The sequence below is a fragment of the Ktedonobacter robiniae genome (assembly GCF_016587375.1).
In the GTDB taxonomy this organism is placed as follows: domain Bacteria; phylum Chloroflexota; class Ktedonobacteria; order Ktedonobacterales; family Ktedonobacteraceae; genus Ktedonobacter; species Ktedonobacter robiniae.
Window position 1 is genome coordinate 126,264 of sequence record NZ_BNJG01000004.1, and the last position, 14,381, is coordinate 140,644.

1 protein-coding gene is annotated in these 14,381 nt (G+C 60.0%); it reads right to left on the reverse strand.

Features of this window, described 5'->3' with window-relative positions:
* Positions 1–27 precede the first annotated feature (27 nt).
* Positions 28–14,340 (reverse strand): non-ribosomal peptide synthetase, encoded by a 14,313-nt coding sequence (locus JMJ04_RS41580; RefSeq protein WP_201376286.1) that lies wholly within the window; start codon positions 14,338–14,340, stop codon positions 28–30.
* Between the last annotated feature and the right edge of the window lie 41 nt (positions 14,341–14,381).

The following is a 14,381-nucleotide window of genomic DNA, read 5'->3' on the forward strand; positions in this document are numbered from 1 at the left end:
TGCTCCTTCTCTTTTCCTCGTGGATCACTACTGGGCATCGTCAGCCAGATCAAACCCTGGCAGTTCAAACCATTCATCCGCTTGTGAGCGCATTTGCTGGCGCAGGTGGTGCTCCTGCTCTTGCCGCTGCTGGTGTTCACCCGGCGCAAGGAAAGTCAGGTGCTCAATCGGCAGATCAATCTGATGCGTCACCTGGTCTAAGAGCGCGGTCCAGCGCTGCATCATCGTCGCTATCGTCTGAGCCTCGAACAGCTCCCGCCGATAGTTGAGCGTGCCATATAACTGTCCATCCATTTCGTAGAGAAACAGGGCCAGATCAAACTTCGCCGCGCGCGCCACGTCGGCCAATGCCTGGTAGCTCTGCTCGTCTGATTGCCCCCCCGCAGGCTCTCGCGGCGTGTCCTGGGCCATGTCCTGCATTACAAAGAGCACCTGCACCAACGGGAGGCGCTGCTGGCGATCCGTGGGCACGAGCTTTTCTACCAGCAAGTCAAAGGGGGTTTCCTGATGCGTCATGGCCCCCAGGACCACCTCGCGTACCCTCTTGAGCAGCTCCCTAAAGGAGGGCTGACCATGGAGGGAGGTGCGTAGCGGCAAGACGTTAATGAAGAAGCCGATGAGCGATTCAGTTTCCAATAATGTGCGATTGGCGCTGTCGGTCCCCACAACGATATCGCGCTGTCCGCTATACCTATAAAGCAGGACCTGGAACGCGGTTATCAGGGTCATGAATAGCGTTACATGTTCCTGATGGCTAAGCTGTATCAAGGCTTGCGTCAGTGCGCCAGAAAGCTTGAAGAGATGAGCAACGCCCTGGTGAGAGGGCATCTCTGGATAGGGGTGGTCAACCGGTAATGTGACGGGTGCCGCGCCGCTCAGTTGCGGTATCCAGTAATCCAGGTGCCGCTCTAAGACCGCTCCCTGGAGCCATTGGCGCTGCCAGAGCGCATAATCAGCATATTGGATTGCCAGCGGAGGGAGCGGCGAGGGAAGCCCGGCGGTAAACGCCTCGTAGAGGGCCAGTAATTCGCGCTCAAAGATCTGCATCGACCAGCCGTCCGAACTGATATGATGCATGGTTGCCAGGAAGGTATGCGCCTGGTGGTCTGACTTGAGCAGCCAGGCGCGCAACAGTGGTCCCCGTTCTAGCCGGAACGGGACCCGTGTTTCATCCTCCCTTAACCGCAGTATTTCCTGTTCGCGCCGAGTGGCGGGTAGCTCTTCCAGGTCGATCACGGGCACACAGTAAGCGCGGGGGGCCAGCCCTATGACCTGGACGGCTTCGTCGCCGCGCATCTCAAAGGTCGTGCGTAGACTCTCATGCCTTCGTAGCAATTCGGCGATGCTCCGCCCAAAGATGGCCATGTCAAGCGGGCCATACAGGCGACGCACATGCGGGATCAGATACGCCGGGCTGGTAGGGTCGAGCTTATACAGGAACCAGAGGCGCTGTTGCGCGAAGGAAAGCGGTAATGCCTGCTGCCGAGAGACGGGAACAAGTGGCGGCTGATCGCTGAGCCATTCGCTGCGGAGCGCATGCTCTATATGCTGAAGCAGCGCTCCAAAGGTGGAGTGCTCGAATAGTGTACGGACAGGGATCTCGACCTGTAGCTCCGCTCGTATCCTGGCAAGCAAGCGCATTGCCAGCAAGGAATTGCCACCCACGAGGAAGAAGTCATCCTGTAAGCGGGCCTGGGCGCTGTCCAGGGCGTTGCACCAGATCGCCGCTAGCAACTCTTCCACGGTGGTTCGCTCGCCTGTGCGCTCCGCCGTCGTGGCAGGCTCGTCGATTGTCTGATGCGCGAGGGCCGCGTAATCGACTTTGCCGTTTGGCCGTAAGGGGAAGGCCGCAAGCGTCACGAAGGTCGCGGGGAGCATGTAAGCCGGCAATTTCTTTTGCAGGTAGGTCCGTAGCTCCCCGGTCGAGGGCAAGTCGTGTGTTTGCCCGATACAATAAGCCACCAAGCGCTGGTGCTCGCCCGTCTTGTCGGGCAGGGCCAGCACAATGCACGCCTGAATCGCAGGGTGTTCCGCGAGCGCAGCCTCAATCTCGCCCAATTCGATACGATAGCCACGCACCTTCACCTGCGCATCCTGCCGGCCTCGGATTTCGAGCGCGCCGCCTGGTCTATACCGAACAATATCGCCCGTGCGATAGACCCTCGCCCCAGGCACCCCGCTAAAGGGGTCAGGCAAGAAATGCGCGGCGGTCAACTGAGGATTATTCAGGTAGCCTCTCGCGACGCCAGGGCCGCCGATATAAAGTTCTCCATACACGCATTCGGGCACGGGCTGCATAAATTGATCTAGCACGTAGGTCGCCACATTGGCAAGCGGAAAGCCAATCGGCACGATAGCCGTTTCGGGGAGCGTATCCCCCGGCTCGTAGACGGTCGCGGTGATGGTTGTCTCGGTTGGCCCATAGGCATTACACCAGCGAATGCGCTCAGGCATACACCGCTTCCACTCGGCCAGCCGCTCGGTCAAGACCTTATCGCTACCAATCACCAGCAGGCGCAGCGCCTCAACATCCGTGCGCTCCTGAGGGAGTTCCGCGACCCAGGTGTGCCAGTACGCGGCAGGGAGATTTAAGATGGTGACCTGTTGCCTCGCGCTCAAGGCTAACAGGTCAGTGAGGGAGGCCAGCGTCTCCTGCGCGCACAGCACTAGCGTTGCGCCAGAGGCGAGCGTAGGCCAGATTTCCTCCGCTGCAACATCAAAGCTCAAAGAGGCGAATTGCAGCACGCGATCTTGCACGCTCATGTGATAGGCATCCGCGACAGAGAGGCAGTGATTGAGCATAGCCCCATGCGGCACGAGAACGCCTTTGGGTCTGCCCGTGGAGCCGGAGGTATAGATAATATAGGCAATATTATCAGGAGTGATATGTGCTGGTACTATAACTTCTTGCTGCTCATACGGCTTTCCTCGCCATGCATCCAGGCAGAGGGTCGACGCCCCCATGATGGCGAGGGCATCGATGAGCGACGTTTGCGTCAGTACGACAGCGCATTGCGTCTCCTCTACGATCATGCGCAGGCGCTCCTGGGGATAGGCGAGGTCCAATGGGACGTAAGCGCCACTCGCCTTCAGCACGGCCAGGAGCGCGATAATCATATCAAGAGAGCGCGGGAGACAGATGCCCACCGCGACATCAGGGCCGACAGCATAGCGCCGCCGCAATTCCTGGGCGAGGCTGTTGGCGCGTTGTTCCAGCAACCCATACGTGATGTGCTCATCGCCATAGAGGGTCGCCACCGCGTCTGGCGTCTGCTCAGCCTGGCGAGCAAACAGCGTGTGCGGATACTGTGCAATGGGCCAGGTCTGCGAGCGGCTCTTTTGGCTGTCAGCAATAAGCTGGTATTCGGCCTCGGTGACGATGGAAAGGTCCGCCAGGCGAGCGCGTGGTGTACGTACAATGGCTTCCAGCAGGGTCTGCCAATGTTGGAGTAACGTGCTGATCGTCTGCGCTTTGAAGAGATCGGTGCTATATTCAACGCTACAATACAGCCCCTGGGGACTCATTGTGACGCTGAGGGTCAGATCAAAGCGGGCCGTCTGCTGCTCGACCTTCAGGCTCTGTACCGCAACTGTCTCGACGGTGCCGCTGGTCGTGGGTCTGACCTGTTGCGTTGTAAACATCACCTGAAAGAGAGGCGAGCGGCTCATGTCACGTGTGGGCTGTAAGGCCTCGACCAGTTGCTCAAACGGTATATCCTGATAGGTATACGCGCCCAGCGCGACCTCTCGTACCCGTGCCAGCAGGTCAACAAACGAGGGATTGCCCGAAAGGTCGGTACGCAACACCAGCGTATTCACAAAGAGGCCAATGATATGCTCCAGTTCGGCGCGCGTGCGGTTCGTGATTGGCGTACCAACGCTGATATCGCACTGGTTGGTATAGCGCATGAGTAGGACCTGGAACGCGGCCAGGAGTAACATAAACATGGTTACCCCTTCGCGCTGAGCGAGGGCGTGTAGCTCATCCTGTAGCGTCTTGGCGACCTCAAGGGATAGCGTGGCTCCTCTGTATGACTGAAGGGGAGGCCGCAGATAGTCGGTTGGCAGATCGAGCGCCGGTACATCCGCCAGTTGCGCCTGCCAATACGCCATCTGCGTGGCGAGCACTTCACCTTGCAGCCAGCCTCGCTGCCAGAGCGCGTAGTCGGGGTATTGCACGGGCAAGGCAGGCAGCGTGGGCGCATCATCGCTCGTCAACGCCTGGTACAGATGGCGCAACTCGCTATAGAAGAGTTGCATGGACCAGGCATCAGAGATGATGTGATGCATGGTCACAAGCAGCACCCCTTCCTCATCTGCCAGCCGGACAAATGAGCAGCGGAAGAGGGGGCCACGCATGAGGTCACAGGGCTGTTGCGCCTCCTGGGTGACAAGCATCCTGGCACTACGCTGGCGAGCATCCTCCTGCAGACCTCGAAGATCAATGATGGGCAGGCGATACCCACGCGCAGGAGAGATAAACTGGGCAGGCTCATCGTTCTGGACCTGAATGATGGTCCGCAAACTCTCGTGGCGCTGAACCAGGGCCTGAATGCTACGCCCGAGCGCGACCAGATCGAGTTCGCCACGCAGAAGGCGCGCATTTGAGATCAGGTAGGCTGTGCTCTGCGGCTCAAGTCGATCAAGGAACCAGAGTCGCTGCTGTGCGAAGGAGAGTGGAAGAACCACCGGGCGAGTAGTTACCCGCAATGGCGCTATAGACGGCTCTTGTGCTATTCCGCGCATCGCCTGCTCGACCAGCGGTGCCAGCAACACAACCGTCGGCGCGTCAAAGAGGGTTCGCAAGGGCAGGGTGACCTGCAAGACGGTTCGGACGCGCGCCATAAGCTGCGTCGCGAGCAGCGAGTGCCCGCCCAGTTCGAAGAAGTTGTCGTGAATGCCGACGCGGGGCACCTCCAACACGGCGCGCCAGATCTCCACCAACGCCTCTTCGATGGGGGTGCGAGCCTCCGCCCAGCTGTTCTCCTCGTCCTCCTGGGACGCCGGCATGGGGAGGGCCTTGCGGTCAATCTTGCCATTGGGAGTGAGCGGCAATTGCTCCAACAGCACAAAATGCGTTGGCAACATATACTCAGGCAACCGACCTTGCAGATAGCGCCTGAGTTCGATACGCGACGAGGCTGCGCCCGGTTCCAGCACGACATACGCGACCAGGCGTTTGCCTCCCTGGTCGTCGTCGCGCACGATGACGGCATTCGCTCGCACAGCGGGAGACTGGTTCAGCACCTCCTCAATCTCGCTCAATTCAATACGGAACCCTCGCAGCTTGACCTGGCTATCGACGCGCCCCAAACACTCAAGCGTGCCGTCCGCTAGCCAGCGCGCCAGATCCCCAGTGCGATACATCCGTGCGCCATCGGGGCAAAAAGGATCAGGCAGGAAGCGTTCCGCCGTTAGCCCTGGATGATGCAGATAGCCGCGAGCCAGGCCATTGCCGGCGATGTAGAGTTCACCCGTGACCCCGACAGGCACCGGTTGATAGTACGCATTCAGCACGTACACCTGAGTATTGGCAATGGGCTGCCCAATAGAGATCGATGCGGGCTCCGGCGCAATTCGCCCCGTTGTTGACCAGATCGTCGTCTCAGTGGGGCCATACATGTTCCACAGGCTGGCACCTTTCGGGACTAGTTGAGCGGCCAGTTCCAGCGGCAGCACTTCGCCACCACAGAGCATCTTGAGCCGTTCCTCCCCACGCCAACCCGCGCCAAGCAGTAAGCGCCAGGTTGTAGGAGTCGCCTGCATCAAGGTCACAGCCATGTCAGCAAGGTAGGCCGCCAGCTTCGCGCCATCCGCCGCGATATCCCAGCCGACAAGATGCACGCGAGCACCAATGGTGAGTGGCAAGAGCAATTCCAGTACCGCGATATCAAAGGAGAGAGATGTCACGGCCAGAATGGAATCGTCTTCGGTAATCCCTGGTCGCTGACACATGCTCTGGATAAAGTTCACGACCGAGGAATGGGTGATCGTCGTTCCCTTGGGGCGGCCCGTGGAGCCGGAGGTGTAGATCACATACGCCAGTTGCCCTTGCAGGGTGGACATCTGCGACTCGGTCGCGTCGTTTTCCCACTGGAACTGCTCAACCTCACCGTTTTGCTGGATGCAGGCCACGTGGCGTACAGGGATTGGCAGATCATGCTGTAACGCTGGCTGCGCCAGGACGACGGCAAGGCGGCTATCTTCGATCATGAAGGCCAAGCGCTCCCGTGGATAGGTAGGATCAAGTGGAATATAGGCCCCGCCAGCCCTGAGCACACCCAGAATGGCAATCATCATCTCAAGCGAGCGCTCCATATACACACCCACCAGGCGATCAGCGTTCATATCCAGCGCAGAGATATGGGCCGCCACGCGCTCCACGCGCTGTTCTAGGGCAGCATAGGTCAGGTGCTGCTCGCCAGAGACGAGCGCGATACGCTCAGGGATACGCTCGGCTTGCTCAACGAAGAGCTCGTGCAGCCCCTTGTCTCGTGGGTAGTCCGCGCTCGTCGCGTTCCAGAGCGTGATAAGCTGTCGCGTCTCCTGCTCTGTCAGCAGGGATGGTGTCTCATAGCGCCCATGGGGGTCATTCGCCATCGCGTTGAGCGTGTTCGCGTAATAGTGCGCGACGGCCTCGATTTGCCCGCGATTCAACACGGTCGCGTCACCACGCAGCGCCAGACGCACATGTGAGGAGAGCGGATCTAGAGAGAAGTTCGCGGCCAGGACGAAGTTCGTTTTCTCAAATCCCTGGCGACCGACCACGCGCAGGTCCTGCGCTGTGGGGGCCTCTGGACTCAGGACGTCTTGATAGACGTGGAAGTGCAGGAAGTTGAAGATCGTCTCAAAGAGCCTGTGCCCTCCCTGCACCCGCTGCATCTCGGCCAGCGGATACCAGCGATGCGGCAACAGTTCACACTCGCTCTCAAAGGTCTGCTTCACAAGGTCGAACCATGTCCCACCCGCGAGTTGCTGGCGCAGCGGTAAGGTATTGAGGAAGAGGCCAAGGATGCGCTCACCATCGGCGATCTCTGGTCGCCCATTGCTCACTAGCCCGGTCAGGATGTCCCGCTGCCCACTGAGCAATTGCAAGACGCGCAGATGCGCAGCCAGCAAGACGCTTTTAATGGGTACAGCCGCTTCGCGGGCCAGCTGCTTCAATTGCTGGGAGAGTTCGAGCGAGATCGGCACCGCCTCCACATGCACGCCGCTTGCCACCTGGGAGATACGCTCACCGGGTTTGCCTTGCGGCAATTGCAGGCGTGTGCTGCCGGCCAGTTTCTCTTGCCAGTAGCGCTGGGTAACATCAGGCTTAATAGCGCGACGCTCCAACGCCACAAAGTCGCGGAACTGCACGCTGGGAGGGGGAAGCGACGGCGTCTGCTCCCCCTGCTTCAACAGCGCGAGGTACGACCTGAATAGCTCCGTAAGGAGCGATGCCACGCTCCATCCGTCGAGGATAGAGTGGTGGAAACTCAGCGATAACTGAAACGATTCCTCGGTCCGCAGGTGTACATGGAAGCGCAGGAGGGGGGCCTGCCTCCAATCAAACGGGTCCGCCTTATCCTGCTCAATCCATTGGGCTATGCTCTGTTCCTGCTCTGTGAGCGCGATCTGGCGCATATCAGCCACGCGCAGTGGAATCTCAACAGATGCATGCACCAGTTGCACTGGCTCACTATACGCTTCCAACTCAAAGGAGGTACGCAACACGGCATGATAAGCTGCCAGTTGCTGGAGCGCGGCGCGCAGGCACTGCTCGTCAAAGCGGGCCTGGACATGATAGCTGTTAATATCGTGGTAGATCGCGGTGCCGGGGCTATACTGGCTATGAAAGAGCATACCGGCTTGCAGGCGGGCGAGCGGATAGGCATCTTCCACGCCTAAGGGAACGTTCGCGCGATCATCAGGCGTGAGAAGCGCGAAGGGTGGTAGCTGCTCCGCCAGTAGGAGCCGCGCCTCTTCTTGCTTGAGCACCTGAGCGAGCGCGTAAATCGTTTGATGCTGAAAGAGTTGCTGCAAGGTGAAATGCAGTCCTCGCTCGCGTGCCTGGGACAGCACCTGGATACTACGAATGGAATCGCCGCCAAGCACAAAGAAGTTATCGTGCACGCCCACCTCCCCAATGCCAAGCACAGAAGACCAGATACCGGCCAGGATCTCTTCGGATGGCGTGCGGGGCTGAACAAACTCCTCAGCTAGCTCAGGGCGCGCATGATCGGGGATGGGGAGCGCCTGGCGGTCGAGTTTCCCATTCACGGTAAGCGGCAGAGTGTCCAGCAAGACAAAGAAGGCTGGCACCATGTAATCAGGCAACACGGCCAACAAGAACGCGCGCAACGCTTCGCGAGAAGGGGAGGCGTTTGCCGCCGGCACGATATAGGCAACCAGCCGTTTATCCCCTGGCGTATCTTCGCGGGCTATCACCACGCATTCATGGATAGCGGCGTGACGGGCGAGCGCGGCCTCGATCTCACCCAGCTCGATACGGAAGCCCCGGATCTTGACCTGGTGATCGATGCGACCCAGAAACTCGATCACACCATCCGGGCGGTAGCGCGCAAGGTCGCCCGAGCGGAAGAGACGCGCCCCCTCATCCTTGTTGGACGGGTCAGGAATAAACTTCTCACGATTCAACTCAGGGCGCTGATGATACCCACGCGCTACCCCGACGCCGCCAATGTACAGCTCGCCCGAAACCCCCACCGGGACAGGCTGTTGCGCCTCGTCCAGGATATAGATCTGTGTATTGGCGATGGGACGGCCAATCGGAATCACCGACTCCTTGCTACCGGACTGGCAGGCCCAGTAGGTGACGTCAATCGCAGCCTCGGTTGGCCCGTAGAGGTTATGTAATTGGGTCTTGAGGCGAGCAAAGAAGCGCTCCTGTAGCTCATAGGTCAAAACCTCGCCGCTACAGATAACACGCTTGAGGCTTTGACAGCGCGCCTCCAGCTCTGGCTCCAACAAGAAGGCGTGCAGCATCGAGGGGACAAAATGCAGCGTGCTAATGCGCTGCTCCTCAATGAGCCTCGCCAGGTAAGCCGCATCCGACTGACCGCCGGGGCGAGCCATGACGAGCGTGGCGCCGCTGATCAGGGGCCAGAAGAACTCCCAGACCGAGACATCGAAGCTGAAAGGCGTCTTTTGCAGCACGCGATCCTCGGCGGTCAGCTGGTACTCCTGCTGCATCCAGTGCAGGCGGTTGCAGACACCACGATGGGTATTCATCACGCCCTTGGGCTGGCCTGTCGAGCCGGAGGTATAGATCATGTAGATGAGATGTTCCGGACGATAGTTGGGCGTGAGATTATCAAGCTCGCCGTTCCCGTCCGCGCCCCAGCCGGCGTCTAGCGTGAACACGCGGGCGCTCTGTTGCGGCAGTTGCTCACGCAGCGCCGATTGCGTCAACAGAACAGACACAGCGGCATCCTCAAGCATGTAGGCCAGGCGCTCCTGGGGATAGGCGGGATCCATCGGGACATAAGCCCCTCCAGCCTTTAGCACACCCAGCAATGCCACGACCATCTCGACGGAGCGCTCCATACAGACGCCAACCAGGGTGTCGGCTTTGACACCACGCGAGCGCAGTTCACACGCCAGCAGATTCGCACGCCGGTTCAGCTCGCGATAGGTCAGCGAGCTGCCTTCATAGACCAGCGCTTCGGCATCAGGGGTGCGCAGAACCTGCCCCTCAAAGAGGTGGGGAATGCTGGCTTGCTCCGGATAGGCGGCCTCGGTCGCGTTCCACTCAACCAGGACCTGGTGCTTCTCCGCCTCGGTCAGCAGCGGAAGTGAGAGAATAGGCTGTTCAGGCTGAGCCACGATCCCCTCGAGCAGGATCTGCCAGTGCTCCAGCATGCGCCCAATCGTTGCCGGCTCGAACAGGTCGCGACAGTACTCGATCCCGCAATACAGGCCAGTCTCGCGCACGGAGACAAAGAGCGAGAGATCAAATTTGGTCGTGGTATGCTCTACATCCAGTGCGCCGGATACCCCAGCCTCCCGCGGCTCCTCGTGTCCAGGCGCGTGCTGGGTGGCGGTCATGTCTTGTTGCATGACAAACATGGCCTGGAAGAGAGGCGAAATGCTCAAATCGCGCTCCGGTTGGAGCACATCGACCAGTTGCTCAAACGGCACGTCCTGGTAGGTGTAGGCCCCAAGTGCGATCTCGCGCACCCGCTTGAGAAGCTCGGTAAAGGATGGGTTATCGGAAAGGTCAGTCCGTAGGACCAGCGTATTGACAAAGAAGCCAATCAGCCCCTCTAGCTCGGCGCGGGTGCGGTTCGCGATGGGAGTGCCAACACTAATATCGCCCTGCCTCGTATAGCGAGCAAGCAAGACCTGAAAGGCCGCGAGGAACAGCATGAACTGCGTCACGCCTTCGCGTTGCCCTAACGCGAGAAGCTTCTCGTGCGTCTCGCTGGCGATGCGAAGAGATTGAAAGGCTCCGCGATGCGCTTGCACGAGCGGGCGGGGATGATTGGTCGGCAGATCCAACGGTTGAATACCAGCTAACTGGCGTTTCCAGTAGGCAAGCTGCTGGTCAAGGACCTCGCCCTGTAGCCACTGGCGCTGCCAGAGCGCGAAATCAGCGTATTGAATGGGCAGAGCCGGTAGCGATACGCTTCGACCGCCCGCATAGGCATGGTACAGGGTCAACAGTTCACGCACAAAGATATCATGCGACCAACCATCAGAGATGATGTGATGCATGGTAATCAGCAGGACGTGTTGCGGCCCATCTAGCCTGAGCAGAGATGTGCGCAATAAAGGGCCGCGTTCAAGATGGCAAGGCTGTTGCGCCTCCTGGCGGGTCAGCTTTTGCGCCTCAGCAGCGCCCTCCTCGGCAGGCAGGGAGCGCAGGTCAATAACTGGCAATCTATGCGCGCTCGCGGGATGGATGATCTGGGTCGCCGCGCCACCATTGGCGCGAAACGTCGTGCGCAGACTCTCGTGCCTGGCAATCAAAGCGGTAAAGCCCTGCTCAAGCGCTCTCGTCTGTAGTTCTCCCCGCAACACGCGCGCGCTACGCACGAGGTAAGCGGTGCTCTCCGGCTCTAGCTGGGCAAGAAACCAGAGGCGCTGCTGCGCGAAGGAAAGCGGAATGGCCTGTTGGGTGCGGGGAACGGGCGCGATAGGCGGCGCTGATGCATCCTCTTCGCCGCGGAGGGACGCCTCCACACGCCGGGCCATACCGGCGATGGTTGGCTCCTCAAACAGGCTCATGATGGAGAGTTCGACCTGGACGACTGCGCGGATGCGCGAGATAATCTGCGTGGCAAGCAGGGAGTGGCCGCCCAATTGAAAGAAGTTCTCGTGAATGCCTATTGCGGCGCGGCTCAGCAGCTCTTTCCAGATTTCTAGGAGGATCTCTTCTAATGGGCTGCGGGGCGCAGCCAGCGCGGCATCATCCTGCTCTTGTAAACGTTCAGGTTCGGGTAATTGTCGCCGATCTAGCTTCCCGTTGGGGGTCAGCGGGAGGTCTTTCAGGAAAACCACCATGGCGGGAACCATATACGCGGGGAGAGTATCGCCAAGAAAGTCGCGAAGCTCCCGCGCTGTCGGGGCGGGCTGCTTCAAGGGCACCACATACGCGACGAGGCGTGGATCGCCCGCGCCACCGTCATGCAGAGTGACGGCGCAGTTCCAGACATTGGGGTGCTGCTTGAGGGTGGTTTCGATCTCGCCCAGTTCGATGCGATAGCCACGCACCTTCACCTGCCCGTCCACTCGGCCTACAAACTCGATCTCGCCCTGCTCATTGTAGCGAACGAGGTCGCCCGTCCGGTACAGACGCTCGCACGCTTGCTCGCTCCAGGGGTGCGCAACGAAGCGCTCGGCGGTCTGGCGCGCCTGCTGTCCGTACCCCAGCGCGAGGCCGGCCCCTCCGATATAGAGTTCGCCGACCGCCCCTTGTGGGAGCAGGTGCAGCCAATTATCCAGCACATAGACTTCGGTGTTGGGCAGGGCATGACCTAGAGCCACATTCCTGCCGTTCTTCGTCTCCCGTTCCCACGGCTGCGGATCTCGTGCCAATGGCTGCACCAGGACGCCGACCGTACTCTCCGTCGGGCCGTAGTGATTGTAGAGAGAGCAAGACGCTCCAACCTGGCGCAAACGTTGCAGCAAGGTGATGGGGAAGGCTTCTCCTCCCAGAATTAAGGCTTCGCGGGGCAGAATGGCACGCACCTGTTCTGACGCTGCGCCAGAGAGCGCGGCAAGGTGCGACGGGACGATTTTCAGCACATCAATGGGATGCTTGGCCGTCCAGTGGGCCATGGCCTGCGCAGAGGTCACGGTCTCATAGCTCAGAACCTGCACACAGCCACCACTCACCCAGCCGGCGAAAATCGCGGTATTCCCCAGGTCGGCGGCCAATGTCGAGACGGTTGCGTAGTGCTTGCCCGGCCCGCTCTCCAACTGCTGGCAGATACCCTGGCTATAGTTGAGCAGGTTACGCTGCGTGATCATGACCGCCTTCGGCTTGCCCGTTGAGCCAGAGGTGTACATGATATAGGCCAGGTCCTCTTCGTGGCCTGCCCAGGGCAGGTTTGTCTCGGCTTCCTGTGACATATCCCGCTCTAGCTCTTCCAGGGTTACGAGCGGAGAAGAGCACACGGGTAAGCGCTCAGCGACGGATTGCTGCGTCAGCACGAGTGTGTACTGGAGTTCGGTCAATTGCACCTGGAGCCGGGCTGGTGGTAGCTGGGGATCAAGCGGCACATAGACACCGCCCGCCTTGAGTACCGCTAACAAGGCGATGAGCGCTGGCCCCCCGCGTTCCATGCATAATCCCACCAGTCGATTAGCGCCAACGCCGGAACGGCGCAACAGGCGAGCCAGTTGATTGGCCTGGCTGTTCACCTGCTCATAGCTCCACTCATGATGCTCATCCAGCAAAGCCAGCGCACCCGGCCTGCTGGCGGCCTGCTGCTCAAAGAGGTGCTGGATCGTCTTTGCGGTCCAGGCCTGCCGCCTTCCCCGTCCCAACTGTTGGAGCCGTTCCTGCTCCCGGGGCGGCAGCAAATCCAGCGAGCGCAAGGTGCGCTGGGGGTCATTGACGACAGCGAGCAAGAGAGTGTGGAGCACCTGAGCCAGGCGCGCTGCTTGCTGAGCGCTCACCTGCTGCTGATTGTAGTGTAGTTCCAGTTGTACTTCCTGCTCGTCGCGCATGAGGGCCTGCACCTGCAAGGCAAAAGGCTCCTGGTAACTAAGCTGGCGGATGACTTGCCAGCGCGTCTGGCTAACCCCGTTCGTTCCCTGTGTCCAGGTCGTGCTGGCAAAGCTCAAGGGGAAAAAGGCCTGCTGAACAGGGAGGGAGTCAGGCCAGGCAAAATAAGATTGCCAGTTCAGCGCTTCTTGCCAGCTTGTATCGACACGCTCTAGCAAGTGCGCCCATGACCAGTCGGGCTGGGGGACGATGCGCAGTGGGACAGAGCAGCTATAGGGACCCAGCGCGTCGCCCAATTCCTCGAAGGTGCGCCCGTCGCCTTGTACTCCCAGCAGCACCTCTTCCTCCTTGCCCAGACGCCACAGGGCCAGACCCCAACATGTCATCAACAGCGTCTCGACCGAAACATGGTGGCGGCGGGCGGACGATATGATGTGCTCCTGCAAGGCTGGGGAAAGCACAATGGGCAATGCAGCGGGGAAAAAGGTGCTCGTGTCGGCTCGTTGCTGTTGGAGTGGCAATGGCTGCTGCTGCACAGAGGTTGCGTCAATCTGCGCCCAATACTCCTGGGGAGCGCTCGCGCCCTCCACTTGCGTCACCTCTTGCAACCAGGCTGTAATATCAACGTATTGGAGTGGCTCCTCCTCCGTGGCGCCATCAACAGATCCCTGGAGACGAGCCTCGTAGCGATGCTGCCAGTCACGTACCAGCAACGGTAAGGTCGCGGCATCCGCGCACAGGGCAGGCAGGCTCAGCAGGATGTCGTGCCACTCGTCATCCAGGCGAAACAAGTAAAGCGAGAATAAGGGTCCGCGCGCCAGGTCCAGCGGTTCCGCCGCTAGCTGCGCGAAGGCCTGCGCTAATTGCGCCTGCCGCTGCTCTAGCCCGACTCCCCGTATATCCATGGCGCGATAACAGACGCGCACCCGTGGATCAATGACCTGCACTGGCACATCCATAGCGGGTAGTTGCTTAAACACAGTATGCAGAATCTCGTGCTGTTCCACCAGATCCGCTAACGTTCCGGCCAGAGCCTCCTGATTCAGCGCGCCGCGAATGCGCAGGTGACACTGAGTTCGATATCCCTCGGCGGCTTGCTGGTAGGACCAGATACGCGCTTGCTGCCGCGAGAGCCGCGCCCCTTTGATTCCCGTTGTTTGCATGTATGTGCTCCTTTGTTCGTTCTTCGCCCCTGTTGTGCCAT

What these genes read in the sequence shown, in the direction of transcription:
- JMJ04_RS41580 (WP_201376286.1), bottom strand. Translation starts at nt 14,340, where the DNA reads ATGCAAACAACGGGAATCAAAGGGGCGCGGCTCTCGCGGCAGCAAGCG.